Below are 26,702 nucleotides of genomic sequence, written 5' to 3'. Positions count from 1 at the left end.
CCATTGAAATCCGGCTAGCGCAATTCCAGGAAAAGTGCGTAGCGGTTTTCCGTCCGGAATTGCGTAAAAACGAAAAGCTAGAGCGGTTCTGCGCTTCCGTGAAAAGCTGAACCGCTCTAGGGCGCGGTCACTTGCCCGCGCTCGCCTCCAGCATCGAGGCTTCGAGAATATCGAGCGCCTCGCCGAACACCTCGTCCTGGATGGTGATCGGCGCGAGGAAGCGGATGACGTTTCCGTGGACCCCGCAGGTGAGCAGGATCAGTCCCTTGTCGAGCGCGATCAGCCGCACCCGGTTAGCGAATTCGGCAGTCGGCAACCCCGTCGCCTTGTCGTTGAACTCGACGGCGTTCATGAAGCCTGGTCCGCGAATATCGACGATCTCCGGCACCTTCTCGCGCAGCGATTCCAGCCGCTGCTTCAGCCGCCCGCCGAGCTGGTTGGCGCGGTTGCAGAGATCCTCGTCCGCGATGACGTCGAGGACGGCATGGGCGGCTGCGATACCAAGCGGATTGCCGCCATAGGTGCCGCCGAGCCCGCCCGGTCCCGGCGCGTCCATGATCGCGGCGCGGCCGGTGACGGCGGCAAGGGGAAAGCCGCCGGCAAGGCTCTTTGCCATCGTGGTCAGGTCAGGCGCTACCTCGTGATGGTTCATCGCGAACAGTTTGCCGGTGCGGGCAAAACCAGTCTGCACCTCGTCGGCGATCAGCAGGATGCCGTGCTGGTCGCAGATTTCGCGCAGCGCCTTCATGAAGGCGGCCGGCGCTGGATAGAAGCCGCCTTCGCCCTGCACCGGCTCGATGATGATGGCCGCGACGCGCTGCGGATCGACATCGGCGGCGAAAAGCTTCTTCAGCGCGGCAAGCGACTGATCGGCGGTGACACCGTGCAGCTCGACCGGGAAGGGAACATGGAAGACATCGCCAGGCATCGCGCCGAAGCCGACCTTGTAGGGTACGACCTTGCCGGTCAGCGCCATGCCCATGAAGGTCCGGCCGTGGAAGCCGCCGCCGAAGGCGATGACGGCCGAGCGGCCGGTTGCGGCGCGGGCGATCTTGACGGCGTTCTCGACCGCTTCGGCACCCGTGGTGACGAAGATCGTCTTTTTCTCGAAATCACCTGGCACGAGCACGTTCAGCCGTTCGGCGAGATGCACGTAGCTTTCGTAGGGCACGACCTGATGGCAGGTATGGGTGAAACGATCGAGCTGTTCCTTGACCGCGGCGATGATCCGGGGATGGCGGTGGCCGGTGTTGAGAACGGCGATGCCGGCGGCGAAATCGATATAGCGGCGGCCCTCCTTGTCCCAGATTTCGGCATTCTCTGCGCGATCTGCATAGATCTGGGTCGTCACGCCGACGCCGCGGGAAATCGCGGCATTTTTCCGGTCGGTAAGGCTTGTTCCGTTCATCGATACGCTCCTGCGCTGAAAGGGCTTGAGAACTATCTTGCATAAGTTCTGCAAGACGTGTAGAAAATTCCTACATTTTTCCTGCAAGAAAACAAGTGGGATTTTTTGCTTCAAACATCACGCCTTTTGATGAATGCTTCGGGCGATGTGAATCGGGGATATCGGCGGATGAATGAAAACGGGCCTGTACGCTACAAGGTGGCGGAGGCCGCGCGGCTGGCAGGCGTTTCGGCCTCGACCTTGCGCCTCTGGGAAAGCCAGGGCCTCGTGGTTCCGGGGCGCTCCGAAACCGGCCATCGGCAATATAGCGGCGATGATGTGGCGCGCCTGAAGCGCATCTCCTGGTATCGTGTCGAGCGCGGCCTCAATCCGGCGGCAATCCGCGAGGCGCTGGAGGGCGAGCCTTCCGCCGATGGCGCGGAAACGAGCCAGGATTCCGGTCTCGGCCGCAAGCTGCGCAGCCTGCGCCATGCGAGCGGCAAGACGCTGGATCAGGTGGCCGGCGACATCGGCATCACCTCTTCGACGCTCTCGACGCTGGAGCGCACGTCGCAGGGCGTCGGGTTCAAGACGCTGCACGATCTCGCCGACTATTACGGCACCACCGTCTCCCGCCTTTCCGGCGAGGAAAACGAGGACGAGCTGGCGCTGGTACGTGCCGGGGAATGGCGCAACTGGCCGGAAACGACGCCTGGAGTCACGGTGCAGATTCTCGCCGACGGCCGCAGGATGATGGATTGCCACCGTTTCGTGCTGGCGCCGGGCGCGACAAGCGAGGGCGCCTATCGCCACGAGGGCGAGGAATTCATGCATGTCCTGTCCGGCCGCCTCGAATTGGTGCTCGACAGCGACCAGTTCTTCGACCTCGGCCCGGGCGATTCGCTGTATTTCGAAAGCCGCCGCTACCATTCCTGGCGAAACCGCCACGACGGTGAAACCGTGCTGCTCTGGATCAACACGCCGCCGACATTCTGAACCGTCAAAGCGCGGGCGCGATCTTAGGGGTCGCTTGCAGCTTCAGGCCGGGAAAGCGGTTTCGCGCCCGGCGCCTTTGCGCTATAGCGCCATGGGAAGCATTCGAACGAAAGACAGTCTCATGGCGGCGACCATCCGTTATCACGAAGGCGATATATCAGCGGCCGATGCGGCCCGCTATACCGGCGCGATCGCGATCGACACCGAAACGCTCGGCCTGGTGCCGCGGCGGGATCGGCTCTGCGTCGTCCAGCTGTCGCCGGGTGACGGCACTGCCGACATCATCCGCATCGCCGCCGGCCAGAAAGAGGCGCCCAATCTCGTCGCTTTGCTCGAAGATCCGACCCATCAGAAGATCTTCCATTACGGGCGCTTCGATATTGCCGTGCTCTTCCATACGTTCGGCGTCACGACAACACCGGTCTTCTGCACCAAGATCGCCTCGCGGCTCTGCCGGACCTACACGGATCGCCATGGCCTCAAGGACAATCTCAAGGAGATGCTCGACGTCGATGTCTCCAAGGCGCAGCAATCTTCCGATTGGGCGGCCGAGACGCTGTCGCCTGCCCAGCTCGAATATGCCGCGTCCGATGTGCTTTATCTGCACGCCCTGCGCAACAAGCTGACCGAGCGCTTGATCCGCGACGGCCGTTTCGACCACGCCACGGCCTGCTTCGAATTCCTGCCGACCCGCGCCAAGCTCGACCTGCTCGGCTGGGAAGAGGCCGATATCTTCGCCCACAGCTGAGCGAATTGCCTTCATTCGATGTTTTTCACGGCCGTAGGCGAGCTTCGTCTGCGGCCGTTAGCGATTCATTAATGTCTCTTTTTTAATAATTGATTCAATTTTTATGCATTCGATGACGCCAGAATTGCGTCATGCGGACAGGAGGATCTGCTGGGATGCAAGGGGCCGGATGAGCGCGGTCCTTTTATGGAGCCTGCTTTCATCGTCACTTTACGAAAGGGCATGCCATGTTGTCTCCCGTTCGTGCAGCGTCCAATGCAAGCTTTTCGTCCCAAGGTCAGGCTGCGGCGATCGTCGCCGAAGGTCTCGGACGTTCGGTGGTCGCGCCTACCCCTGTCAACGCTGTCGAAGCCACTGACCTGAATTCCGCCATTGCCGGCAAGCTCAATATTCTCCTCCTTGCCGCGCGCGAACGCATGGTCGAAGCTTTGTTCGATGTCATCGATGCGGCCGGCCGGTCGATCTCGCTGGATCGTGGCGAGGACGAGACCAATCTTGCCTTCGCCTCCCGGCTTGCCGATGCCATCCGGCGGTTGCCGGCCGCCAGGATCGACGAGGTCGAGCGCCAGTTGACCGGTGAGGGCCATAGCCTGCCGCTCCGGACGATCGCCGAAGCCCTGAAGAACCCGACGGGGCCGCAGGCAGCCCGTATCATCGCCTATCTGGAAATCGTCCGCTACAAGGACCGCGATCTCGCCGCCCGCGCCGTCGTGCGCTCCTACGGCCAGAACGATGCTTCGCCGGTGCGCACTGAGGCCCGCCCTGAGATCCAGCTGCACGAGGACAGCCTCCCCGCCACCGCGCGCCAGTCGACGGAAAAGATGCCCTCGCCGGGCGAGCCGCCGATCGAGACCGCGACGCTGGGCACGGCCGAAGAAGCAATCATCGCCGACACCATGCAGGCTATCGATCCGGAAGGGCCGCAGTCTGAAAACCGCACCGAACCCGCTCCGGTGACGGCCAAGGATGTTGCACCGGAAAAATCCGTCTCCCAGGAGATCGAACCCCGGCAAGTGCTGTCGGCGGAGCCGGCAGAAGCAGACGATATCGGAGAAATGGCGGAGCCGCCCGCCATCCAGCCGCGCGCGACGTCGGAAAAGGCCGACCCGGTCATCCCCAGGAACTGGACGGGTATCGTCGCCTCCATGACCGAAGAGGCTTCGGAGATGATCGCCACCATCATCCGCGAGCAGGAGATCGAGGCCGTGCTGGAGGATGGTCCCGTCGACGCGGCGGTGGAGATCGATGCGATCCTCGATGAAGCCGTCATCAGCGACGCGACCGAGACCTTGACCCGTCAGCCGGCGGAGTTCACCGCGCCCGATGCAGGCCCGTCCACCGCGCCTCGCCCATCACAGATGGATATAGAGATCGCGGCTGCGGCTGCCCGTCAGCCGAAAGAGATCTCCGCGCAGCCCGAAATGACGCCGGTTCCCCAGACGGCCGAAGCTTCCTACGTACCGCTGGCGGCAAGGATGCCGGAGGGCCTTGCCTATACCCAGGTGCCTTACCAGTTCGCCAAGGATATGCTGCCGAACGAAAAGGCAGGCGAAACGCATCACCAGCACCAGCACCAGCACCACCGCGACGACGCCTCTGAGGATCAGCAGCAGGCGCAGTCCGGCGGCGAGGATGCCGAACCAGACGGCGAAGAAACCGACGCAGCACCTGCGCGAAGGACCCCGAGGATGATCGATGCCGAACCGGTGGCTCATCAGCCGGCAGGCGCGGCCGCCGACCCGGTCTATGCCCTCTATCAGCGCATGGTCGGCTGGGAATAAATTTTTTACAGCCTGAAAATGAAGAACCCGCCGGATCGCTCCGGCGGGTTCTTCAATTCAGAGACCGTTGCGAGGCTTATTCGCCGCCGCGGTTCTTCAGGGCTGCGCCCAGGATGTCGCCGAGCGAAGCGCCGGAGTCGGACGAACCGAACTGAGCGACGGCTTCCTTCTCTTCCGCAATCTCCAGAGCCTTGATGGACAGCATGATCTTGCGGTCCTTCTTGGAGAAGTTGGTGACGCGGGCATCGACGACCTGGCCGACCGAGAAGCGCTCAGGACGCTGCTCGTCGCGGTCGCGGGCGAGGTCGGCGCGACGGATGAAGGAAGTGATGTCTTCGTGGTTGACGAGCTTCACTTCGATGCCGCCGTCGTTGATCGCGATGACTTCGCAGGAAACGACTGCGTTCTTGCGCAGGTCGCCGGAAGCTGCTGCTTCGCCGACTGCATCCTTGCCGAGCTGCTTGATGCCGAGCGAGATGCGTTCCTTCTCGACATCGACGTCGAGAACGACAGCCTTGACGACGTCACCCTTGTTGAACTCCTCGATGACCTGTTCGCCCGGACGGTTCCAGTCGAGGTCAGAGAGGTGAACCATGCCATCGACGTCGCCGTCGAGGCCGATGAACAGGCCGAATTCGGTCTTGTTCTTGACTTCGCCTTCGACTTCAGTGCCGGCCGGATGGCTGCGGGCGAATGCTGCCCACGGATTTTCCAGCGTCTGCTTGAGGCCGAGCGAAATACGGCGCTTGGACGGATCGACTTCGAGAACGACGACTTCGACTTCCTGGCTCGTGGACAGGATCTTGCCGGGGTGAACGTTCTTCTTGGTCCAGGACATTTCCGAGATGTGGATCAGGCCTTCGATGCCCGGCTCCAGCTCGACGAACGCACCGTAGTCGGTGATGTTCGTGACGGTACCGGAGATCTTCTTGCCTTCCGGATACTTGGCCTGGATGCCATCCCACGGATCGGACTCGAGCTGCTTCATGCCGAGCGAGATGCGGTGGGTTTCCTGGTTGATGCGGATGATCTGAACCTTGACCTGCTGGCCGATGTTCAGGATTTCCGACGGATGGTTCACACGGCGCCATGCCATGTCGGTGACATGCAGCAGGCCGTCGATGCCGCCGAGGTCAACGAACGCACCGTAATCGGTGATGTTCTTGACGACGCCGTCAACAACCTGGCCTTCTTCGAGGTTCTGAACGATTTCAGAACGCTGTTCGGCACGGGATTCTTCCAGAACCGTACGGCGCGAAACCACGATGTTGCCGCGGCGCTTGTCCATCTTGAGGATTTCGAAGGGCTGCGGGTTGTGCATCAGCGGGGTAACGTCGCGGATCGGACGGATATCGACCTGGGAACGCGGCAGGAAGGCGATCGCACCGTCGAGGTCGACCGTGAAGCCGCCCTTGACCTGGTTGAAGATAACGCCTTCGACGCGCTCGCCGGCTTCGAACTTGGCTTCGAGCTTGACCCAGCTTTCTTCGCGGCGAGCCTTCTCGCGCGACAGAACGGCTTCGCCGAGCGCGTTTTCGATACGCTCAACGTAAACTTCGACTTCGTCGCCAACCTTGAGCTGGCCATCCTTGGCGCGTGCGCCGAATTCCTTGAGCGCGATGCGGCCTTCGACCTTCAGGCCGACGTCAACAACGGCGACATCCTTTTCGATGCCCGTGACGATACCCTTGGTAACATAGCCTTCAGCCAGATCGTTCTTGGCAAAGGACTCTTCGAGAAGGGCCGCGAAATCCTCGCGAGAGGGAGTTGCTACTGACATAAAATCTCCTGCGTGGCCTTCGATAGTTTCAAGGCTCACGTATGCGCCGGTTGGTTCGAGTTGAATGGGCCTGAACCCAGTCCGCCCTCTTTCAAGAAGGCAATCCGGCGCTTGGACGGAATTTCAGGCTTGCTTTGCATGAGCGTCCCGCGCACGAAGCACGGAAAACCGCTTATTTTGAGGCATTTCGGCTCAAGGCGGCATCGATAAACGATTTAGCAGCTTGAAACGCGGCCTCTATACTCATTTCCGACGTGTCAAGCAAGTGTGCATCGACCGCCGGTTTCATCGGACTATCCGCCCGGTTCATATCGCGATCGTCGCGCCGCTTGACGTCTTCGAAGATCGCATCGAAATCCGCCGTTGTACCCTTGCCGAGAATCTCGTCGTAACGGCGTCTTGCGCGCACCTCCGGCGACGCCGTCACATAGAGCTTCACCGGCGCATCCGGGCAGACGACGGTGCCGATATCACGTCCGTCGAGGACCGTTCCCGGCGCCTTTGCCGCAAACCGCCGCTGCGCCTCGACAAGCGCGCGACGTACCGCCGGCATGACCGCTATCTTCGACGCGGCTTCGCCGATCTCGTGCCTGGAAAGTATATCACGATCCAATCCGGCAAGTTCAACCTCCCGCGCGATCTTTTCGGCTACCGCCTCGTCGTCGAGCGACAGGCCGGCATCGAGCAGCGCCTTGGCCGTGGCGCGATAGGTCAGGCCGGTATCCAGATGATGAAAGCCGTATTGCTCGGCGATGCGGCGCGAAAGAGTGCCCTTGCCGGCTGCCGCCGGGCCGTCGATGGCGATGATGAAAGTCTTGGTTGTCATGCGATCAATCCTGCGGCGGCTGGTCCACTATTCATTCCAGAACCTCTTCGATCCTTGCTCCGAGACCGGTCATCAGCGTCATGAATTCAGGGAAGCTAGTCGCGATCATTGCCGCGTCGTCGATCGTCACAGCATGCTCCGCGGCAAGCCCCATGACAAGGAAGCTCATGGCGATGCGATGATCGAGATGCGTCCTGACTTCACCGCCGGCAGCGCTGCCAAGCCCCTTGCCATCAGGCCGGCCGCGCACGATGAGAAAATCCTTGCCCTCCTCGCAGTCCGCGCCATTGAGCTTCAGCCCGTCGGCGACGGCGGAAAGACGATCGGATTCCTTGACGCGAAGTTCCTCCAGCCCCTTCATGGCCGTCGTGCCTTCGGCGAAGCAGGCGGCGACGGCGAGGATGGGATATTCGTCGATCATCGACGGCGCCCGTTCTTCAGGCACGGTCACGCCCTTGAGTTCGGAATGTCGCACGCGCAGATCCGCCACGTCTTCGCCGCCGGCAAGGTGCGCGTTCAGCACCTCGATATCGGCGCCCATTTCCTGCAGCGTCAGGATCAGCCCCGTGCGCGTCGGGTTCATCAGCACGTTGTGGATGGTAATGTCCGAACCGGGGACGATCAGTGCTGCGACCAGCGGGAAGGCGGTGGAGGAGGGATCGCCGGGCACGTCGATGACCTGGCCGGTGAGCCTGCCCCGCCCTTCAAGCCGGATCGTGCGGACGCCACCCTTATCAGTCTCGACGGAAAGCGCGGCGCCAAAACCCTGCAGCATCTTTTCGGTATGGTCACGCGTCATCACCGGCTCGATAACGGTTGTGATACCGGGCGTATTGAGCCCGGCAAGCAGGACGGCAGATTTCACCTGGGCGGAGGCCATCGGCACGCGGTAGCGGATCGCGCTCGGTGTTTTCGGGCCGCGCAGCGTCACCGGCAGCTGGTCGCCCGCCGATGCGCTGACCTGCACGCCCATTTCACGCAGCGGATCGAGCACGCGACCCATCGGCCTTTTCGAAAGCGATGCGTCGCCGGTGAAGGTGGAGGAAAAATCGTAAGCGCCCACGAGTCCCATGGTCAGCCGCACGCCGGTACCGGCATTGCCGAAATCGAGCGGCGCCTCGGGTGCAAGCAAAGCACCGTTGCCCGTGCCGTCGATCACCCATTCCGCGCCTTGCCTGCGGATCCTGGCGCCCATCGCCTGCATCGCCCGGCCGGTATTGATCACGTCCTCGCCTTCAAGCAAGCCGGTGATCCGCGTTTGCCCGGAAGCGAGCCCACCGAACATGAAGCAGCGGTGCGAGATCGATTTATCACCGGGAATGCGGACGACGCCGGCAAGATTTGCGGATTTACGGGCGGTGACGGGCCTTGGCCGAGAGCCGTGCGACATGGCGTAATCCTTTGCAAATGCGGCGTATTTCCTCCGCCGTTCCGATCCGGGCAGTGGCAATTTTCTTGCCGTTTTGCGGCTGCCGCGGCTCGTTAACATAAACGCGCCGGGCGGTCATCCGCCGGCATGCGAAAAACCCCGCGCGGCGATCATAAAGTTTGGCTTTGACATGGGAAGCAGCAGCGATTAAGGGGACCGGCTTATAAATTCCGATGGAACGCCGGCTTGAACGGCATTTGCCGAATTTTGAATTCGGCCATTCTCACGAGGCTTATAGTGGCGAAAGCGGAACTTGGAACCAAGCGTACCGATCCGGAAACCGGCAAGAAGTTTTATGACCTGAACCGGGATCCGATCGTCTCTCCTTATACCGGCAAGTCCTACCCTCTGTCCTTCTTCGAAGAAACCTCGGCGATTGCCGACGTTGCCGAGGAAGACGAGGTCGCGGAAGTCGATACCGAAAACACCGAAGTCGAACTGGTGTCGCTGGAAGATGCGGATGACGCCGCCGCCGGCGACGACATCCCCGATATCGGCGACGACGATGTCGAAATCGAAGGCGACGACGACGACGATACCTTCCTTACACCCGACGAAGACGATGACGACGATGATATGAGCGACATCATCGGCGTGACCGGCGACGAAGACGAAGTCTGACGACTGCATTTCGGCCCGGTGAGGAAAAAATTCTTCGGGCCGGATTTTTTTGGCTTGCTATCTCCGAAAACCGGAAGTAATAAGCCGCCACTCCGCAGGGCACGCGCCTTGAGGAGCATCCCAGGACCGGCCCTGAGCCGGACCACCTTGATGGGGCTATAGCTCAGCTGGGAGAGCGCTTGCATGGCATGCAAGAGGTCAGCGGTTCGATCCCGCTTAGCTCCACCAAATTTCTCCTCATTTGTTTTTTTGCAATGAAAACAAACCGATAAGGCGAGATGCCCTCTCCCGAGGTACCCAAGAAAGTACCCACGGGAAGTACCCAGTGCATTTCCAAAATCACTCGCCTTATCCCCGAGCGCTAATCTACAATCGCCATCACAATACGTGTGCCGAGTCGCGAACAGAAGTACGTCGAGACCTTTGAGACGGAGCCACAGGCGGGGCTCCCGGTGGATGTCCTTGTTTGTTTCACTGGGTTGGCCGAGTGTTCACCTCTGTTCTCTCTATGTATTTGTCTGCACTTCCCGCCTCCATCGACTCTTGTTATGCTGCGTGTGTGGAATGATTCCATTCAACCGGCGCGAGTCTGGTTGTTCACGGCGAAGGGCGGCGGCATGGTCCAGAATGTCAGGCGTGTTTTTGATGCAAAGCCAGAATACCTCAAGGCTAGTTTCCTTGACCACATTCGAAGCGGCCTGCCGCATACCTGTTCGTTTATCACCCATGAGACGCCTCCCAAGGATGGCATCGAGGTCATCCTCCAGGACTTCGTGATACCAAAACACGTATTGGCGAGGGACGGACTTGCCCCTTGTCCCATTTGTAGTCCGGTCAAGCCGAAGTACGTCAAGGGGCACCTGCTGTGGTCCAGTGAGTCGAAGTCGCTTTATGCTGTAGGGCATTGTTGCGGCCACGGGTTCTTTACTTCTGGCAGTCTCGCGAGGGCACTCACGCGAAATGCAAGAGCCGAACGGCGACGCCGTGCCGAAACACTTGTCGAAGCGAACTGGACCCTTCCCCGTGAACTGGTTGCATATTGGGCGGTGCTAAAGCCGGCTGTTCGCGATCTTGACCGGGTACTTAAGGCACTTCGGGTGGGTCTTCGACATGCAGTCTGCAAAGACATCCATCGAACCATCCGTGACGGCGGCTTCCTCAAAGTCCAGCTACGAGCCGGGACCGACGACGCAGAAACACCAAAGGGCCTAACCACCGTTGAACAAGTCTATGGTGATCAGCCGGTTCGTGGGGCCTCAATCCTTCGGGGCAGCAGTAGAGGCATTTCTATAGAGGCTAACGTGTCGAACGTCGTGGCAGCCTTAACGCACGTAAGCTGGCAGACTGAAAACGATGCAGTCCTTTGGCTATGTGAGCAGGTGGACGAGGACCTTATCCGCCTGGAAATGTTCATCCGAGATGCAGTTGTCAATGTCACCACCGCTCTGGACGATATTGCCGCGCTTCTCGCGTTTCTGGAGGCCGACAACCTTAAACTTATCAACGCTTGGTCCCTTAGGGCCCACGGCTGGCAAGGCTGCGTGTCGGTCCACAATGAGCGCGGGCAGATTACCATCATGCGGGGTGGGAAGCGACACAGGACCTTTAGAATACCCTCAACGCTGACCCAACCGCTTCCGACTAGCCCGGTGCTTACAGAGGCGCCCAGAGATAGGACTTGAGGGGGATGCACGGCTACCTTCGAAGTGGCCGAATACACAGCGTCACACCGCCAGCATTGAGGGGAGACATTATAAGCAGTCTAATCCAGTGGAAAAGCAAATCCTGGCGGGGGAGTGGTAGCTGCAACTTGCTGTCAAATCTACGCGTTTTGCCTAAGCTAAGCCATGATCACTGACGTTTTTTCGATTCGCTATGAAGATACTCCAATTTGGTCGGCGTTCACGGAGCGAGACCGGAGATTTTTGGTCCAGGCGGCCAAACTTGTCACGGAGCAGTTATTCCCGAGGACTTATTCGGGAGATTCGGAAAACGCAGACGCCTCCCTCAAAACTGTGAACGACAGGGTAGCGACGGAAATCGGTCTACTGCACCTTGGCCAACCGTGGATTCAACTCTCCAACCAATGGCACAAGAGAACTATCGCCGATCAGCTTTCTGGCTTCATGATGGATACTTTTCAAGATGCCTTCTCGCCTGACCTGTTCATGAAAATCCGCATCAGTGTTGTGGAGCTTGCTTTTCGGATAAGGGAAGAACAAGTCGCAGCCCTCAAGGAATCGTTGCCGGCCCGCAAAGCGGACCTTAAAGCGCGCTTTGCAAAAACGTCTGGCGGAATCGCAACTACCGTAGCACAACTAAATAAGCTCGAAGCTCAAACCCAATCACTGAACAAAATGTTTGAGGAGGCGGTGATCGAGTTAAACGAGCGAATGCTCCGGGCCCATTTCCCACTTTCCTACCATCGAGGCTTCATCCAGATCTCAAACGACGCAACAGTTGCGGCGATTGTTGAGAAACCATTCTGGGCTCTGGTTTCGGCCCCTCTATGGGAGAATGTTGCAATCGACATGGCTAGGGCGGTTGACCTGCGAGACAACAACAAAAGGGACGCCAGCCTGTATGCATCGAAGGCACTGGAGAGCACCCTCAAAATTATTTCCGACAAGAAGGGCTGGACGACAGGGCACGAGGTAGGACCGGTGAACTACGTCAATAATCTTGTTAGCAAGAACAACGGCAGGTTCATTGAGGTATGGGAGCAAGAAAGCCTCCATAAGCTCTTCAGCGATGCCCGCAGCCCCTTCGGTCACGGCCCGGGGACAGCCCCGATGCCCTCGATGACCCCGCAGCAGGCAAGCTGGGCTATAGAAGTAAGCATGAGTTGGATAAAGTCGCTCATTAACCGGCTCTAATATCTCGGTCCCGAAGAGGACCTGAGGGGGACGACGGGCGGCGGGAACTCGCGACACACAGAAATCCATCACGCGCCCATATTAATCCGAAGCGAATACTTAACCCCGTGAATTCTCCTCGCTGTCACCCTCAGCACTAACATACCAGCGCATCGCGAAGATGCCCGCTACTGCAAGGTCGATGACGAACCAACTTCCGCGATCCAAGTACACCGGGATTAGGGGATTAAACAGTAACGCCACCATCGAGAGAATAAGCGCCCAGCCATTGAATGCATACTTCTCCCTGTAGGCCTCCCATGCCAGATATGCAGCGCTCAAAGTGATGGCTAACCGCAAGAAGGAATAGTAGCCGTATGGCAAGGGCAATATCGCAACGATCAATAAGGCGATCGGCACCAAAATGAGATTGTTTCGCATCGGCTCTCCGCGCATCATCAGCCCATTAATCTTCGTAACCAGAGCTTATTAGCTAGTCGGCGCACAAGCAAGGGTTGATTAGCGTCCATACACTGCTTCCGCAATTTCGGGCTATGTCGTGGCCAGCAGGACGGAACCCTATAAAACTAGGGGTCGCGCATCTCAGAGGCCATCTACGTGCCAGTTGCCGCGCGGTTTCCCCCCGGGTACCCCCTGATGGGACCCATGCCCGAGGCTTCTTCCGCCCGGCATAGCGCTAACGCTTGAAGTCTTGAAGCTCATGCTTATCCAGCAAGGCGGACACGCCTACCTCTCCCAGCGGGTGGTTGTCGTAGAGCGCCTCAACGAAGTCGTGAAAGCCATGACTGCTGCGAAGATCGCCCAGACCTTTGTTAACATGGTCGAAAATCAAGTCCAAATCAGCTTCAGAAAACTTTGCTGCCTGCGGGACTGCAACTTTCGTGGCGAAACTGTTTGCTGTATCCCAATTGGAAGACTTTGCGTAAAGCAGTGCGGCCCGACTCAGCACTTCAGCGGGTATCTTGCCTGAAGCTCTGCCGATTTGTTCGCGCGTGAGGTTTTGGATTACCTTTTCAGCTTCGGGCCGTAGCCAGGCGATGCGGAGAGCCCTTCGAACAATGGTAACGATAGTAGATTCCTGATTAGTGCCCAGCCATCTAGTCATTGTGACGCGTGTGGCTTGGTCCACACCATCAGCAACTTCTGCCAACGTCAATATGAGGCCAGCGCCAATTCGAATAGCATCGGCGTCAGTGCTAGCTAGAAGTTTTTGGGCGTTCTTAACCGCGCGGGGGAGAGCAATCGGTCTATCAATTTCAATAGCGGCTTTCACGACAAATGGAATGAAGCTCTTTTTGTGGTAACCATGGCCGGGTTTTGCGTATCCAAATGTCAGCTCGTCAATGAAGGCCCGCATCAACGATGGGCGGGAGTTGTCTAGACCTGAAGCTTTCATTCGAATTGCAATTTCGGATGGCTCGGTAGGGAAATACTGACTAAGGACAGTTGCTTCCAATCCCGCAAGAGCAGCTTTGCCCTGCCGAGGCGGCTGTGAGAGGACGTACTCTACCGAATTGCGAATGTGCATCCGGGCCAGTTCCGCAGATGGCGAGAATGGCTCTTCAGATCTGGTAAAACTGGGGTGAGCGCAACGGTTGCGGTCGAATCTCAGCCTCGAAAGTTGCTCAAATTCGTCGACGCCGAAGAACTCAAACTTGTCTCTGAACAACTCTAAGAGATTGCGTTCGAAAGCCAAAAGGCCTGGAATTGCTTGAGGATCATTTCCTTCGTGCTGGCGTTGGAGATTTGTAAGATGCTCAACTTCTTTCGTAGCGGCGGCATCTCCTGCTGCCGACAAGAGCCGAAGTTTCTCGATAAGGTCGAAACATATGGCGACGTAAGCTGACACAATCGCCGCTCTGTATGCGCTCGCCTCATAAGATTTCATCGCCTCTAACACGTACTGCTTCGCGGAGCTACCCGAGCAACGTAGCGCTAACTCTTCAAAACCTAAGATCATCGAAATCCACCCTTAGTTAGGCGATCGATATCTGAGTCCTTGCAAGCAAGATAGGCAGCTAGTCCACCTCCTCGACTGTCTCAATAGGCCAAGCCCTTGTGAGTCTCTCCAAGTGCCTACCTTTGAGTCTCACACAAATTACATTGACATTTTGAGACTCGTGGTATCTCTTAGTCATAGACTGTTGTGAGACTATAAGGGACACCACCATGACCAAAGTGATGATAGGCTATGCCCGCACATCCACCACCGACCAGAAGGCAGGACTAGACGCCCAGCTCCGAGACCTCCAGGCAGCGGGCTGCACAAAGATTTTCAAAGAGCAGCTTTCTTCGGTGGCCAGCAACCGGCCTGAGCTTGAGCGTGCGCTTGAGTTCGTGCGGGAGGGCGACGTGCTGGTGGTCACCAAGTTGGACCGCCTAGCCCGCTCAGTGGCGGACCTCGTGGCCATCACGGCGGCTCTGAAGGAGAAGGGCGTAGAGCTTCGCATCATCACAATGAACCTTGATACGGCCACGCCTACCGGAAAGCTCATGCTCAATCTCTTGGGGTCTATTGCGGAGTTTGAGCGGGAGCTGATGTTGGAGAGACAGCGCGAAGGCATCGCCAAGGCGAAGGCAGATGGCAAATACAAAGGCAGGGCACCTACGGCCCGCAGCAAGGCAGACAAGGTGCTGGCCCTGAAGACAGAAGGAAAGACACCCGCAGAGATACAGGCCACATTGGGCATCAGCCGAGCAAGTTACTTCCGGATAGTGAAAGATTTGGCCTGACGCTCGTCTCTGCGGTCGTCATCCAATTAGCCATCACAGCCGACCTTACCGATATACGTCGGTGCGGTGAAAATGGAGCGCAGTTGGTGAAGGGTGATCGGCTGGGGCACTCGGCAAACGGACACGCTGGCCGCCTAAGCCCTCGTAGGAACTCCCAACCAGCCGGGAGCTGACCTGCAGCCTCATATCCGCGCCAATCGTAATCATTCCACCGTCAAATAGGTGATGGAGGTCTGCGCGTAAGCAGAGGCCGTTTTGAGGATGATCGCTGCGCGCATCAATGTACGGCTGGATGTGTGATGCTTCGAGCACTTCAGGAATTGCCTCGGAGGTAATGGAGCAGCGATAGCCATAATTCGCCAGAACCATTTGCCTGAATTGCGATTGCCCTTTTCGCTCCTTTCGTGAAACGATTTGTCGCTTTCCGACCCCCGTGACAAGCGCGAAAGGTGAAGTGGATGCTGGGGACACTCCAAGCGCTGGAGCCAACATATCGGGGGCACTGAAGTACTTATATTTTACAACCTCCTTAGGAAAGGAGTGCCCAACAGAATACGGGCTTACGAACTCGTTTTCTTGTAAGAATACCGCCGCCCGAAGCGATATGCAGCCAATTACCGGATCAGAGGCAATGGCCGCCGTAGAGCGCTTAGAAGCGAAGTTCTTGATCCTGGCAATTAGCCGTTCTCTGCTGTCTACACCGTTGGCAGTTCCATAGAGGTCCCATGCGGCGGATGCGGTGCTTTCAGTATAACTTACAAACAGCCCATACCCTCCGATCTTTCGAACCGGGGCCTTCAGCATAAAATAGAACCGGTCGTCCGGGCTTAGTCCTTGAAGCCCCCAAGGGGTTGGGGTCCAGAAATTGATAACCTGCGGAACAGGATGCGCCCTCAGGCGGTCGAACCATTCTAAGTCTGTGTTCGCGATGGCAAACATTCATATCTCCAAGCCTTCATCGCGATCACTAGTTGAAAAATCTTGAGAAAACGTTCCAGTTGTCCCACGGCAACTCGCCCCATTGCGCGCTGCTACGGATATTACGAAGCTCATTGCCCAGCGGGAGTTTTGGGAAGCGTAAAGTCTCTGCGGGTTTGGCTCCAAGGGAAGCACGTCGCTGGACCTCAGGGCAGATAGCCCCAAGGGCGAGCACCCCAGGGCAGATAGCCCCAAGGGCGAGCACCCCAGGGCAAGACACCCCAGGGTAAGGCCCCCAAGGGCAGATAGCCCCAAGGGTGGGCACCTCAGGACAAGGCACCCCAGGACAAGGAACCCCAGGACAAGGAACCCCGGACAACGCATCCCATGGCAGATAGCCCCAAGGGTAGGCACCCCAGGACAACGCACTCCAGGACAAGGAACCCATAAGGGGATATACTCATACCAATCAGGTATTGGGCGCACCGCAAGGGTCACCTGGATGCCACACAGGTCAATAGGAGAGGTACTACAGATAGTACCAGCACTATGACCCCACATATATACAGGGCATCCCACCCCATTCTCCCTAAGGTAGGATCACGGATGGCAAATTGATAGTAAAAATTTATTCAACAAAAACGAAGAAATACATAACTGATCTTGATTTTGCTTTATTTTCATCCCAAGTCGGGGTTGTGGCGTAGGCCACTTCGACAACGCAACGAGAGTGAAATGAGTGAACTGAAAATCTTCATAAGCGCTGGTGCAGATGAGTCTGCTAAGCTGACGGGCGACCATCGTCCATGCGCATACGTGGCCGTTAGAACGGACGGCAAAACCGAGGCGCGCTTCTACGGGGAAGGGCATCTCTTAGACATGAACGCGGCGCTCGCTGAAGGCATTGTGGCGGCGCTGGCAGACATCTTTCCTATCAACCTAGAAAGCGTCGAGCTGCCAGATATTGAGATAATTTGCTCGGGGCCAGGATTCTGGAAGCGTGTTGTACAAACTTGCCAAGCTGAAACGTCAAATCCCAACCGCGCTAAGGCACTTGATCAACACGACTGTTGGAAGGCGCTGGCAACCTTAGCCGCAATCTTCGGACTACCAGCACCTCGGAAACCCGTATCTCCTTTGGAAAGGGAAACGCTCAACCGGGTGACTGAGGAACGGAAGGCAGTCGCAAAAGAGGCGATTGGCAGAGTGCCGCGTGATGCTGCGGGAATCACAAATTCTTGGCGAAAAGACGTGGAGCTGATCGGGTGAGACAGCTGCCCAAGAAAGTTCCTGGCGGTTACACCTGCGAAGTCAACAGCCAGCGCTGCAAGATTCCAGGGTGCACCCGACAAGCCGAGCTGTCAGCAGGCACGGGTCTCTCTCAGTTTCATTGCCGCTACCACGTCCAGCACAAAGCTCGCCACGGCTCCCATTGGCACGCAACATACAAAGCGTCTGAACTGCTTCCCTACGTTAGAAGCGCTGAGCACTGGATAAAGGAGCACAGGCAGGACCCAACCTATCGAGGAGCCTATTGGGAGCTAGAGTATCTGCTTGCAGGCTCTGGGCACGTTGAGAAGGCAATGAACTTGCGGGGGCAATCGGCCAAGTATCGCGCTCGGGTCGCCTTCGCACGCCTCCGGGCAGCGGAAATCTCCGCAAGAAGGCTCATCGCGATCTATCTAGCGGTCTCGGCTCTCATCGAGGATGATTGGAAAAGTCACAACGTCCGAGAGTTCCGCATCGTGCAGGCCGCCAAGGCTGTCCATCGGCTCGCCAGCGGCACCCACGGCAAGTGGGAATTCTGGGACCCCCTCACAGGCGGCACGCGGCTCTACCAGATCCACGCCTATCCCCGCTCTTCCGGGCTCGTCCTCAGGGAGATTGGGGAAGCATTGGAAAAGGCCTGCGCGGAACTAGCTCGTGAGGTCGTGCCCGAAGTCATTGCTCTGCGGACAAAGCGCTACGGACTCCATCCGTCTCATCCACAAGTGGCGAAAGCGTCCTAATCAATAAAATAAGTCCTCACCTTCGTCTGATCTACTGGCGGGGGTGGGGACGCACATGTTGGAGCTTATCTTGCTTCCCCAGAAATTGGCAGCCGAGAAGGCGTTGCCGTATGTCCTGCACTATGACGCATGGTTGGCCGCTGGTGGCGGACCGCTCCTCGCATTAGCCGAATGCGTCTTCAAAATGCTCGCGCCTCCGACCATCACGCCCGGAAGGAAGCACAGAGCCGACGCCGAAAAGCGCAGGAAGCTTTGCTCTGCGACGCTTGTGGCCAACCTCATAGTGACAACTTTGAGCCCCGTTCAATATGCCGGCTTGGCCGTGCCATTGAGGAACGGAAAGCTCACCCGCTATGACCGGAAAGATTTCAACGCCGATGCCCTGAGGCTGGTGATTGAGGAGGTCGAGAAAGCAGGTCTGGTTTCAGTCGAAGAGGCTGTCTTCAAGGAGCGTCGGACAGTCGTCGCCCCAACGTCGCGGTTCCGGCAGCTTGTCGCCGCCCATGGGGTAACCCTTGCCGATATTCATCACCTGGAAGGCCGTGAGACAATCGAGCTGTGGGCAGGCAGCAGAAGGAGCGGACACAAGACACCCGTTGACTATGTGGACTGCCGGGAGGCAGACACCATGCGAGCCCAGATGGCGGAGATCAACGGGGTCCTCAACAATGCCGATATCCTCCTCGATGGTCAGCAAACAGGCCCCGTCCACCTCGTGCGAAAGTTCCGTGTAGACCAGCATGGAGACGAAGCTAGGTTCGATCGCCATGGAAGACTCTACGGTGGCTTTTGGGAAGATCTGCCGAAGGAACAACGCCATTTGCTGACGATTGATGGTGAGCCGGTGGTAGACCTCGATTTCGCCTCCATGTTCATCCAGCTCGCATATTGCCGCCGAGGCCTTCAGCCACCCAGCGGTGATCTTTATGCAATTCCTGGGCTGGAGGAGCACCGCAAGGCTGTCAAATCGCTGATGGTCTCTTTGTTCTTCCGAAACGCCGAAGCACGGCGGTTGCCCGCCGGCAGCAAGGAGGCGCTCCCTTCAGGCTGGAGCATGGAGCGGTTCAAGGCGGCTGCGGTGGCTCTTCATCCCGCCATCGCTCACCTCTTCGATACCAACGTTGGCTTTGAGTTGATGGCGCTGGAAAGTGAGATCCTCATCGGCATAGTTCTTGACCTTGGCTCAAAGGGCATCGCCGCCTTGCCAATACACGATGGTATCCATGGTGGCGGCCAGCCAGAAAGAATTGGCCATCGCGACAATGCTGAATGTCAGCGCCGCCAAGGTGGGCCGGTCGCTGCCGGTGGTCGAAAAGCCGATCCATAGGCCACCGCCAAATAACTCCCCCCTATGGAGCTCTGGGGGGCTGGCTCAGAGGGATAGACCTTATAATTAGACCCCATCATCACCCTTGCCTAAAGGAAGGCTGGAAGCCTGCTCAGAGCAACCTAGCGGGCGTATCTCAAAGCGACCGACTTGCAGCAGCCTTATGCGCCTGGTGGGACTGCCTTGGAGGGTAAGATGATCGATGGCTAGTACACTTCCAATGCAGCGTCCCCAGAGGCCCCTTGTGTCGGTCAGTAGGAGGCCTAAAGTTAAGTAAGCGGCTGCCAGAGAGGGAGTGATGGGGTCTATGGTTCGCAAGAAACTGCTATTAGCTTTGGCTTCATCGATTCATGTGCCGGGTGATGGCGTACGGATTGGAACGGCAGCGGGCATGTAAAAAGAGCCCGTACGCTGGTTTCAAGCGGCTTTGCGTTGCTCTGGCGGTACGATGAATGCGCCAATTACCCCAGGCATTTCGACCCCCTCTTTGTTCTGCCATTTAAACTTCACGTCGACCGAAATATTGGCCACCGTGGAGAGCAGAAAGATGGTTCGCCAAGCATTGTTCGCATCGAGGCCCTGAATCGAAATCCCGGCCTCCTTAATGAACTTGTAGCCGTTGCCTGACTTCTGGCCCACTACGCTGTTGCTGGGCAGTGTCGCGTCAATATCCTTCGCTGACATTCCCCTTGCTGCCAACACCTTGATCATGGCGACAATGATGTTGTTCCAGAACGTATCGGCAGACTTGAGCAGCTGACCATCGACGGTTGCTGACAAGACCGACGTATGGCCGAGATTGGGCGGGGAAGCCGCATCAAACAGCCGATAGCCCTCAGGCGTGCTATCGATCTTATGGCCTATATCGCCGTCTAAGATCCGTGCGATGACACTCTCGATGGTATCCACGAGCGGCACCGCGCGGGCTTGAAGGCGGCTAAACAGTTCGTCGGAGATGATAATATTGTGCGACATTGGCAATCCTCCTTTGTTTCAATGCAAGGAAGATGCCTCAGCCAGATACGAATGTCAATCCTTATACATATCTTAAACTTTATAAAGATTAAGAACCGTAACTTGGTCACTCACCGATCACAGCCGGAAGCCGGTTGGGATTGTGCTTTTGGTTTCACCCTCTGCGACGAGTCTCACACTGTTGATTGCGTGAGCTGAAGGACCACCAGCTCGCAAACTGAGCCGTCATTCATTCCCATTCGCGACCGCCGAAGATTGCCCGTACTGTACGCCTGCGATCAACACATCGTCTTTTCCAACTGGAAGTCATGCGCGGTGGGGCCTTTGAGCGAAACCGGGGGCAATGCCGACTGGAAGGCCGTCCCTAAGTGGACCCGAAGCAAAGACCTCAGGCCATGGTTCATGGACGATCCCCGCCTACTCGCCAATCACGGCCTGTGTAACGCCAAGTTCCGTCGCGCGGTCCTTTGCGCACCGGGATAGCAGGAGAGCGACGACAAGGAAGCTTGCTGGTACGCGATTTGCAGCGGCTATCAGGCGTCCAGACATGATTGACTGATGAGGGCACGCAGCTCGATAATATGCATGCGCGCGGTCTGTATTTTGCACAGCAACAGCGGCCCGGCCCCTCAGCGCTAACTCGTCATCGTCCCGTGCAACACACCTTCCGAACGAAAGCGTTGCCCCAGGTAGCAATGGCATCATCTGGAATTGATCCGCTGGCCTTTAGTTTGGTCAACAGCGCTTCTGCTCCATCGGGATCGAGCGTTCGGTCTAACGTGATAGCAAACCAGCCGTTGCTTGCAAGGAAGGCCGTGAGCGGTAACGGCGAGCCGCGAACATATTGCTCGGTTTGCGCGTAGTTGTCGAAGCTCTTCACCTGTACGAACTGCGTGCCGTACGGGCCAGCGCCGTATTCCGCGACCCAAACCCAAGAGTGGAACATGTAGCCGACCCTATTGCCGACCTTGACGTGGAACCATTTACCAGTGTCGTCAAGAATGGTCAGTGCGCTGCCGTTCATAAAAGTCACAACGGTTCGCGACGCCGAGGAGGGGGCGGCCTTGAGGGGAGCCTGTCCGTTGTAATTCTGGACGCGACCGCTCTTGGCGGTGGGGATAGCGAACGACGGCGGCTCTACAGTGGGTGGCGGCAAGTTTGCTTGCGCACCTGGATACTGAGGCGCGGTTGGGGGCAGAACTGGTGGTGATATGTTCGGAGGGGGCATGGAAGCCCTTTGGGGGTCTTGGTCTGCACTAGGCTGCGTACCCGTCATAGTCAGATGGTATTTCTCCATCTCGCTACCGGAAAGGTATCGAATGTCATCGCTGTTATACGTAAGAGCAAGCTGAAGTAGAGCTGGATCGACGCCCATCTCCGTCATGTAGGCTATCACATTAGCTGTCATTTGTTGGATGGCCGAAACCGCATCGGCAACATTAAGTGTGGGGTCCTCAGAAAACGAGGATTTATGCACGCCGATGGAACCCGGCTGAGCCAAACGCAATATGCCCCCCATAAAGGCAAGCGAACAGGCTGACGCGCATTCCATGTTGCGTATCTGTATGGTGTCGAGGCGCAAAGATCGAATGAGCCGGCCAAGCTCCATCGCTTTCACCACGCTTCCGCCGGGAGAGTTGAACGTTACGGCCTGCGTGTTGCTGATTTGGATCGAGGCGACGAACTTGGAAAGGTCATCCGTGGTCTCAAATTCACCGTTCACAACGAGGTAGCGGAGGCCGTTGTCGGTCACCTGGGCCGTGTAAGATAGTGCCGCCAACGCGGTATTAGCGCTTAGCGTCAACAAGCCAAGCACTGCGACCCACGCGGCGCCTTTGTATTTCACCCAACACAAACTCGGCATAGCACGCAAGACCCCAACTGCCCGCAGTTATAGTGGGACATTGGCACGCATTTCACAAGGTGGGTGTACTAGCCAATTGGAATGATCGTTAAGCGCGAGGCAAGCAGGCAACTGCCATATGCCCATCCCTCGCTCTTCGACTCCAACCTGACTGACTTAGTGTTGGGCGGCACGATGATCGGTTTGCCACGGAGCCAACTCTCTGATCGGACCTGGCACGCCGATCTTAGCCATAGCCTCACTCCCGACCCCGCCGCCTCCCGCATGGCCCGTCAGAGCATCATGAAGCTCTTCAGATACACCAGCATCTCGCCATGCGCTTGAAGGTATGACAGAAGGAGCGAAACACCTCTGCCCCCATGGGCCCCGGAGCTGAGCAAGGGCATGACACGTGGGTGGCTCCCGGAGTATGACCGTCGATAAATGGGAAGTAGTTGAGCGGTCTTTGATGCTCATCGCCTACGCAACTTCGCCCAATGTCCTCTATGCCAGTTTCGGTAACTCCACCGCTTCAACGCACTGGCGCGCTTGCTCAAGCAGCGGTCCCCCTGAGTAGACCCCAAAGGTCATCCCTTGCCGCTTGTGGCCGACCACAACGGCGATGGTACTTTCCAGCTGTCCCGCCTGCTCAGCTTTGGTGATGAACCAGCGGCGGAAGCTGTGAAAGTTTACGAGACCTCTGCGCTTGCCCTCGCGCCTATCCTCTACGCCAACACTGCGACGATACGCAGTAAATTCATTGGAGGTTTTGAAGGAGCGCTCGCGCAGTGACGTGGATTTCTTCACCCCAGGCCATTCGGGGAAGATATCATCTTCGGGTTCCTTGCCCTTTTTCCTGCGCTCAACGATCTCGATTAGGTTAGGGTGGATTGGGCAGAGACGTGGCCCCGGCTCTTTCTTTTGGGGCTTGAACACGAACACCCCATCATTTCGGCAGTCCTTCACCTTGAGGCACACAATGGCGTCCAGGCGGGCTCCGGAAAGGGCGGCTATCCTCATTAGGTCGTGCATCTGGGGCTCCGCGGGGCCTGTGAGCAGTGTCTTCACTTCATCGTCGGTAAAGGGGCGTTCCTTCTGGTCTGTGGTCTGCTGGGGCTCACGCAAGCGCCGTCCTTGCCAGATGTTAGACTCGACCTCGTGTCGGTTCTCCAGCCAAGTCCAGTAGACCGAGAGGCGGCTAACGTATTTGTTGAGGGTGACAGGAGTAAGATTGGCGGTGAGGCTTGGAAGCTCATCACAGAACCGAACGGCCTCCTTCTTGGTCATCGCCTGAAGATAGGGCGGCACACCTGCTTTGCTGCACCAATCCTTCAAGAGTTTTATTGCTCGCTTATCGTCCGCCAATGTGCGGGCCTTAACGTGCGAAGCCGCTAGAAACTTTTCATGGTGAAGGTCGATCGGCGTTCTGTCTCCGCGCGCTAACTGGGAGAAATCCTTAGCAAGGCGTAAGCGCTCGGGGTCGAAAACTTCATGGCCCTCCTCGTCGGTGGCAATGGGCTGGCCTGCGAGGGATTCCGCCTGCCAGTCGATCTCCTCATCAATCTCGTCTCGCCGCTCCGGATCGAACGCACCCTTGCGCTGCTCAGCAAATCGAACGGCCTGCTGCATTGCCTGCTCTAGGCTTATATATCGGGCGGTCTCCAACGATAGAGATGGATTTTCCGCGTGAGCAATGGTCGCTTTGAGGTCCGCTATGACATCCCATTTGAGGCGGTTTGCCTCCTTAAGGCTGTCAGTCCCCAACGATCTTTTAAGCTTCGTCCCAAGTTTGCCATGAAGCTCTTTCGGCACGTTGACGACAACGCGATACTGATTGCCGTGGCGTTCTAAAAACATGCGATCAGAAGAGAGGGCCACTAAAGCCTCCAAGTACCCAAGAAAGTACCCATATCTAGTCCCGCAGGTGGCTGAATTTCAATAAGGATTTGACACGGAAGAGAAATTATTCGGACAAGGTTGTCTCCCGCTTAGCTCCACCAGCCTACGCTCTTCGAGCTTCGGCTCGGCAAGCCGGAAGGCTTGACGTGACGAGGGCGAGAAGGAAAGCGAAGGCTGCCGCGCTGAAGTTGCGAAGCAACGTAGGCGGGCTATGATCTTTCCATGAAAGACGTGTACATTCTCTGCAGCGTCGAATTTCCGGACCGCTATTACGTCGGCGTGACGGGTGACCTGAAGTCGCGCCTGGCAAAACACAATGCCGGGGAAGTCTCACATACCTCGAAATATGTTCCTTGGTCTCTCAAGACCTACCTCGCTTTCTCCGATGAAGCCCAGGCCTTTGCTTTCGAAAAATATCTGAAGTCGGCTTCAGGCAGGGCATTCGCAAAGAAAAGATTGTAGCCGCCCGGATCATGCCCGGCAGGCCGCTCCCGCAGCCCGCCGGCGCCTTACGCCTCACATCTCGACGATAATAGCCGTCAGCCGCTTTACCACCGGCAGCACCAAGAGCAGAACGGGAAAGGCGATAGCCCAAGATAGCGCCCATGCGGAGGGCCACATGGCAAGGGCAGGCGCGGTCAGGCCTTGTGCTCTCAGGATGTTGATCGCCGAGACGACGCATGTCATCAGCAGCGAGAGGATGAGCGGCATGATGATTGTATTATAGCGCTTGGGGAGTTTGCCTTTGGGCATTTTGATCTCCGTAAGATGCCGATCAGAACAATTGCGCAGCGCCGACCGGCGGTTGCGCGTTGATTGACGTAAACGCTTACGGAGCTTCGATCTGAAGCGACGCCGTTTTATGGCCGAAAATATGTTGCCGTTCAAGTCCGCATGCTCCAGCCACAACGAGCTTGTTGTCGGAATCTCGGCAATTCGGCCTCAGGAACTTACCGATGAGCAGAGCAGGACGCCGCCGTATCATCCGCACCGGGCGAACCGTGATGGGGCTCGATCTCGTTTTTAGCGCATGGCGGATGCGATCGGTCTTCTGCTCACCGGCGATTTCAGGTCTTAACGACATTCAAGTGGATCGTAACCACGATCCAAAATAGGCCTCAGCGGCCGTAGGTGACCTCGACGGAAGCTTTGCCGAGCGTATTGGCCCTGACATAGAAGCCGACCATGGCCGCAGGCGCCGTATCCAGTAGGGGAAGCTTGTCGACCGACAGGGCGTAGACGGTGAATTGGTAATGGTGCGGCCTATCGCCGGCCGGCGGGCATGCGCCGCCATATCCTGATACGCCGAAGTCGGTGCGGCCTTCCACGACGCCGTCGGGAAGCTTTTTGTCGCCGCTTGCGCCGGTGGCAATCTTCGAGACATTCGCCGGAATGTTGAACACGGACCAGTGCCACCAGCCCGAGCCGGTTGGAGCATCCGGATCGTAGGCCATGACGGCGAAGCTCTTGGTGCCCTCGGGAGCACCGGACCACGCCAGTTCGGGCGAGATGTTCTTGCCCGAGCAGCCGAAGCCGTTGAAGACCTGCTCGTCGGCCATGGGCTTGCCCGCGGTCAGATCCGTCGAGGTGAGCTTCATTTCCGCATGTGCGGCCGTGGCGCCGATAAGGGACGTTGCGAGAAGTGCTGTTGTGAAACGCATGTTGCTTTCCTGCGGTTGATGATGCCGCAGAGCTATCGTCAGCCGGAAAGCACGTCTGCCCCGCTACGCTCAACTTCTGTCCCGATCCGCTCAACCGGCTCGGATCCGTTGCGCACATGGCGGGGACTGGTGCCGAATCGCTCCTTGAAGCGCGCCGCGAATTGAGAAGGCGAGTCGTAGCCGACTTCGAGTGCAATCTGCGCCATGGAAAGGGTCGTCGTCTGAACGAGGCCCAAGGCCCGGTTCATCCGGGTATCGCTCAGGATCTCGCTGAAGCCGGTATTCTCGGCTGCGAGCCTGCGCCTGAGCGTCGCCTCGCTCATGTTGAACGAGCGCGCCGCGTGCCGCAGCGTCCAGCCGAAGGCCGGATCGATTTCAACCATTTGCCTCAGCCGGTCTTCGAGCCGGGGGCTCCGGCTTTGACCCAACACCGCCCCGCACAGCGCAAACCAGGTGATGAGTTCCATCAGGCGAGCCCTGGCGATGGCAACGGGAAGCCTGGCGAGATTGCCGGGCTGGCAGCAATATTCGAACAATACAGCCGCTTCATCAGGCATGTTGGAAGACCGCGCGGGAAGGGGCGTCGATGGGATGGCGATCGAGCCCATGCGGGCATAGGCGTCCTCGAACAATTGTCTGGGAACGGGGAGCGCAACGGTTTGATACTGCTGCGGAGCCTTTGGAATGTTTTCCATCGTCAGCGGTTGATAATCGGGCAGCAGACCATATGCGCCGGCATCAAACCGTAAAGGCTTATCAATTGCCGTGACGATCTTCGTTCCCGATTGCACCCGTATCAACAAGGGGCTTGTATTGACGAGATGACGGAAACAGGCCCGCCCGCCCTGTCGGATCAAGGCTCCGGTTGGAATGGGAAAATTCTGATCTTCCAT

Annotated in this window: 24 protein-coding genes and 1 tRNA gene; 12 read left to right on the top strand and 13 right to left on the bottom strand. The window is 57.8% G+C overall.

What is annotated here, in order from left to right; genetic code table 11:
• Positions 1–127 precede the first annotated feature (127 nt).
• Positions 128–1,408 (bottom strand): 4-aminobutyrate--2-oxoglutarate transaminase, encoded by a 1,281-nt coding sequence (locus EFB14_RS22845; RefSeq protein ID WP_126828984.1) that lies wholly within the window; start codon positions 1,406–1,408, stop codon positions 128–130.
• Between the two features lie 168 nt (positions 1,409–1,576).
• Between EFB14_RS22845 and EFB14_RS22840 the strand changes: the two genes are divergently transcribed.
• From EFB14_RS22840 to EFB14_RS22830, 3 genes are all read left to right on the top strand, one after another.
• On the top strand, positions 1,577–2,383 hold the full coding sequence (locus EFB14_RS22840; protein ID WP_126828983.1) for a MerR family transcriptional regulator: 807 nt from the start codon (positions 1,577–1,579) through the stop codon (positions 2,381–2,383).
• A 121-nt stretch (positions 2,384–2,504) separates the two neighbouring features.
• Entirely contained in the window at positions 2,505–3,131 is a 627-nt protein-coding gene (locus EFB14_RS22835; protein WP_126828982.1) for a ribonuclease D, read from the top strand.
• 227 nt (positions 3,132–3,358) lie between these two features.
• Complete coding sequence (locus EFB14_RS22830; protein WP_126828981.1) at positions 3,359–4,912, top strand: hypothetical protein; 1,554 nt, start codon at positions 3,359–3,361, stop codon at positions 4,910–4,912.
• 76 nt (positions 4,913–4,988) lie between these two features.
• On the opposite strand, the gene rpsA is transcribed toward EFB14_RS22830, so the two are convergent.
• The 3 genes from rpsA to aroA all read right to left on the bottom strand — a co-directional run bounded on the left by rpsA (position 4,989) and on the right by aroA (position 8,908).
• The gene (gene rpsA / locus EFB14_RS22825; RefSeq protein WP_125846737.1) at positions 4,989–6,692 is read right to left on the bottom strand and encodes a 30S ribosomal protein S1; all 1,704 of its coding nucleotides are present in this window, start codon (positions 6,690–6,692) and stop codon (positions 4,989–4,991) included.
• 172 nt (positions 6,693–6,864) lie between these two features.
• Entirely contained in the window at positions 6,865–7,518 is a 654-nt protein-coding gene (cmk, locus tag EFB14_RS22820) for a (d)CMP kinase (RefSeq protein WP_126828980.1), read from the bottom strand.
• A 31-nt stretch (positions 7,519–7,549) separates the two neighbouring features.
• Entirely contained in the window at positions 7,550–8,908 is a 1,359-nt protein-coding gene (aroA, locus tag EFB14_RS22815) for a 3-phosphoshikimate 1-carboxyvinyltransferase (RefSeq protein ID WP_126828979.1), read from the bottom strand.
• A gap of 276 nt (positions 8,909–9,184) precedes the next feature.
• Between aroA and EFB14_RS22805 the strand changes: the two genes are divergently transcribed.
• From EFB14_RS22805 to EFB14_RS32990, 4 genes are all read left to right on the top strand, one after another.
• Positions 9,185–9,568 (top strand): TIGR02300 family protein, encoded by a 384-nt coding sequence (locus tag EFB14_RS22805; protein WP_125846734.1) that lies wholly within the window; start codon positions 9,185–9,187, stop codon positions 9,566–9,568.
• Between the two features lie 152 nt (positions 9,569–9,720).
• Positions 9,721–9,796: transfer RNA gene (locus tag EFB14_RS22800), tRNA-Ala, on the top strand.
• A gap of 389 nt (positions 9,797–10,185) precedes the next feature.
• On the top strand, positions 10,186–11,250 hold the full coding sequence (locus EFB14_RS22795) for a hypothetical protein (protein WP_126828978.1): 1,065 nt from the start codon (positions 10,186–10,188) through the stop codon (positions 11,248–11,250).
• A 165-nt stretch (positions 11,251–11,415) separates the two neighbouring features.
• Positions 11,416–12,444 (top strand): AbiJ-NTD4 domain-containing protein, encoded by a 1,029-nt coding sequence (locus EFB14_RS32990; RefSeq protein ID WP_164737565.1) that lies wholly within the window; start codon positions 11,416–11,418, stop codon positions 12,442–12,444.
• A 99-nt stretch (positions 12,445–12,543) separates the two neighbouring features.
• Here EFB14_RS32990 and EFB14_RS22785 read toward each other — a convergent pair whose 3' ends face one another.
• Entirely contained in the window at positions 12,544–12,864 is a 321-nt protein-coding gene (locus EFB14_RS22785; RefSeq protein ID WP_126828977.1) for a DUF6804 family protein, read from the bottom strand.
• Positions 12,865–13,120: 256 nt separating this feature from the next.
• On the bottom strand, positions 13,121–14,404 hold the full coding sequence (locus EFB14_RS22780; protein ID WP_126828976.1) for a hypothetical protein: 1,284 nt from the start codon (positions 14,402–14,404) through the stop codon (positions 13,121–13,123).
• A 209-nt stretch (positions 14,405–14,613) separates the two neighbouring features.
• Here EFB14_RS22780 and EFB14_RS22775 point away from each other — a divergent pair, with 209 nt between their 5' ends.
• Positions 14,614–15,177 carry a recombinase family protein gene (locus tag EFB14_RS22775; RefSeq protein ID WP_126828975.1) on the top strand — a complete coding sequence of 188 codons (564 nt, stop codon included), beginning with the start codon at positions 14,614–14,616 and terminating at the stop codon, positions 15,175–15,177.
• Between the two features lie 45 nt (positions 15,178–15,222).
• Here EFB14_RS22775 and EFB14_RS22770 read toward each other — a convergent pair whose 3' ends face one another.
• Positions 15,223–16,116 carry an HNH endonuclease gene (locus tag EFB14_RS22770; RefSeq protein WP_126828974.1) on the bottom strand — a complete coding sequence of 298 codons (894 nt, stop codon included), beginning with the start codon at positions 16,114–16,116 and terminating at the stop codon, positions 15,223–15,225.
• A 714-nt stretch (positions 16,117–16,830) separates the two neighbouring features.
• Here EFB14_RS22770 and EFB14_RS22765 point away from each other — a divergent pair.
• The 3 genes from EFB14_RS22765 to EFB14_RS22755 all read left to right on the top strand — a co-directional run bounded on the left by EFB14_RS22765 (position 16,831) and on the right by EFB14_RS22755 (position 19,431).
• Entirely contained in the window at positions 16,831–17,364 is a 534-nt protein-coding gene (locus EFB14_RS22765) for a hypothetical protein (RefSeq protein ID WP_126828973.1), read from the top strand.
• 314 nt (positions 17,365–17,678) lie between these two features.
• The gene (locus EFB14_RS33525) at positions 17,679–18,104 is read left to right on the top strand and encodes a hypothetical protein (RefSeq protein ID WP_245438283.1); all 426 of its coding nucleotides are present in this window, start codon (positions 17,679–17,681) and stop codon (positions 18,102–18,104) included.
• A gap of 55 nt (positions 18,105–18,159) precedes the next feature.
• Positions 18,160–19,431 carry a hypothetical protein gene (locus EFB14_RS22755; protein WP_245438282.1) on the top strand — a complete coding sequence of 424 codons (1,272 nt, stop codon included), beginning with the start codon at positions 18,160–18,162 and terminating at the stop codon, positions 19,429–19,431.
• A 417-nt stretch (positions 19,432–19,848) separates the two neighbouring features.
• On the opposite strand, the gene EFB14_RS22750 is transcribed toward EFB14_RS22755, so the two are convergent.
• The 3 genes from EFB14_RS22750 to EFB14_RS22735 form a co-directional block, all read right to left on the bottom strand.
• Positions 19,849–20,406, bottom strand: coding sequence for a T4SS efffector SepA family protein (locus EFB14_RS22750; protein ID WP_126828972.1), 558 nt, complete (start codon positions 20,404–20,406; stop codon positions 19,849–19,851).
• 643 nt (positions 20,407–21,049) lie between these two features.
• Positions 21,050–22,252 carry an SH3 domain-containing protein gene (locus tag EFB14_RS22740; RefSeq protein ID WP_164737564.1) on the bottom strand — a complete coding sequence of 401 codons (1,203 nt, stop codon included), beginning with the start codon at positions 22,250–22,252 and terminating at the stop codon, positions 21,050–21,052.
• Positions 22,253–22,753: 501 nt separating this feature from the next.
• Complete coding sequence (locus EFB14_RS22735) at positions 22,754–24,127, bottom strand: DUF6538 domain-containing protein (RefSeq protein WP_245438281.1); 1,374 nt, start codon at positions 24,125–24,127, stop codon at positions 22,754–22,756.
• Positions 24,128–24,370: 243 nt separating this feature from the next.
• On the opposite strand from EFB14_RS22735, the gene EFB14_RS22730 reads away from it, so the two are divergent.
• Entirely contained in the window at positions 24,371–24,610 is a 240-nt protein-coding gene (locus EFB14_RS22730; RefSeq protein WP_126828970.1) for a GIY-YIG nuclease family protein, read from the top strand.
• Positions 24,611–24,664: 54 nt separating this feature from the next.
• Here the strand turns inward: EFB14_RS22730 and EFB14_RS22725 are convergent, their stop codons facing one another.
• The 3 genes from EFB14_RS22725 to EFB14_RS22715 all read right to left on the bottom strand — a co-directional run bounded on the left by EFB14_RS22725 (position 24,665) and on the right by EFB14_RS22715 (position 26,702).
• The gene (locus EFB14_RS22725; protein WP_126828969.1) at positions 24,665–24,901 is read right to left on the bottom strand and encodes a DUF2798 domain-containing protein; all 237 of its coding nucleotides are present in this window, start codon (positions 24,899–24,901) and stop codon (positions 24,665–24,667) included.
• A gap of 365 nt (positions 24,902–25,266) precedes the next feature.
• On the bottom strand, positions 25,267–25,809 hold the full coding sequence (locus EFB14_RS22720) for a YbhB/YbcL family Raf kinase inhibitor-like protein (RefSeq protein WP_126828968.1): 543 nt from the start codon (positions 25,807–25,809) through the stop codon (positions 25,267–25,269).
• 38 nt (positions 25,810–25,847) lie between these two features.
• On the bottom strand, positions 25,848–26,702 hold the full coding sequence (locus tag EFB14_RS22715; protein ID WP_126828967.1) for an AraC family transcriptional regulator: 855 nt from the start codon (positions 26,700–26,702) through the stop codon (positions 25,848–25,850).

The sequence above is a fragment of the Rhizobium fabae genome, from assembly GCF_003985135.1.
Lineage (GTDB): Bacteria > Pseudomonadota > Alphaproteobacteria > Rhizobiales > Rhizobiaceae > Rhizobium > Rhizobium pisi.
This window is presented reverse-complemented; position numbering and strand designations above follow the sequence as displayed.

Coding starts and splice junctions, on each gene's coding strand:
- EFB14_RS22830 (WP_126828981.1), top strand. CDS start 3,359: ATGTTGTCTCCCGTTCGTGCAGCGTCCAATGCAAGCTTTTCGTCCCAA.
- EFB14_RS22775 (WP_126828975.1), top strand. CDS start 14,614: ATGACCAAAGTGATGATAGGCTATGCCCGCACATCCACCACCGACCAG.
- EFB14_RS22770 (WP_126828974.1), bottom strand. CDS start 16,116: ATGTTTGCCATCGCGAACACAGACTTAGAATGGTTCGACCGCCTGAGG.
- EFB14_RS22765 (WP_126828973.1), top strand. CDS start 16,831: ATGAGTGAACTGAAAATCTTCATAAGCGCTGGTGCAGATGAGTCTGCT.
- EFB14_RS33525 (WP_245438283.1), top strand. CDS start 17,679: ATGAACTTGCGGGGGCAATCGGCCAAGTATCGCGCTCGGGTCGCCTTC.
- rpsA (WP_125846737.1), bottom strand. CDS start 6,692: ATGTCAGTAGCAACTCCCTCTCGCGAGGATTTCGCGGCCCTTCTCGAA.
- EFB14_RS22840 (WP_126828983.1), top strand. CDS start 1,577: ATGAATGAAAACGGGCCTGTACGCTACAAGGTGGCGGAGGCCGCGCGG.
- EFB14_RS22715 (WP_126828967.1), bottom strand. CDS start 26,702: ATGGAAGATCAGAATTTTCCCATTCCAACCGGAGCCTTGATCCGACAG.
- EFB14_RS22845 (WP_126828984.1), bottom strand. CDS start 1,408: ATGAACGGAACAAGCCTTACCGACCGGAAAAATGCCGCGATTTCCCGC.
- EFB14_RS22750 (WP_126828972.1), bottom strand. CDS start 20,406: ATGTCGCACAATATTATCATCTCCGACGAACTGTTTAGCCGCCTTCAA.
- EFB14_RS22835 (WP_126828982.1), top strand. CDS start 2,505: ATGGCGGCGACCATCCGTTATCACGAAGGCGATATATCAGCGGCCGAT.
- EFB14_RS22725 (WP_126828969.1), bottom strand. CDS start 24,901: ATGCCCAAAGGCAAACTCCCCAAGCGCTATAATACAATCATCATGCCG.
- EFB14_RS22720 (WP_126828968.1), bottom strand. CDS start 25,809: ATGCGTTTCACAACAGCACTTCTCGCAACGTCCCTTATCGGCGCCACG.
- EFB14_RS22785 (WP_126828977.1), bottom strand. CDS start 12,864: ATGCGAAACAATCTCATTTTGGTGCCGATCGCCTTATTGATCGTTGCG.
- EFB14_RS22755 (WP_245438282.1), top strand. CDS start 18,160: ATGTTGGAGCTTATCTTGCTTCCCCAGAAATTGGCAGCCGAGAAGGCG.
- EFB14_RS22780 (WP_126828976.1), bottom strand. CDS start 14,404: ATGATCTTAGGTTTTGAAGAGTTAGCGCTACGTTGCTCGGGTAGCTCC.
- EFB14_RS22730 (WP_126828970.1), top strand. CDS start 24,371: ATGAAAGACGTGTACATTCTCTGCAGCGTCGAATTTCCGGACCGCTAT.
- cmk (WP_126828980.1), bottom strand. CDS start 7,518: ATGACAACCAAGACTTTCATCATCGCCATCGACGGCCCGGCGGCAGCC.
- EFB14_RS22795 (WP_126828978.1), top strand. CDS start 10,186: ATGGTCCAGAATGTCAGGCGTGTTTTTGATGCAAAGCCAGAATACCTC.
- EFB14_RS32990 (WP_164737565.1), top strand. CDS start 11,416: ATGATCACTGACGTTTTTTCGATTCGCTATGAAGATACTCCAATTTGG.
- aroA (WP_126828979.1), bottom strand. CDS start 8,908: ATGTCGCACGGCTCTCGGCCAAGGCCCGTCACCGCCCGTAAATCCGCA.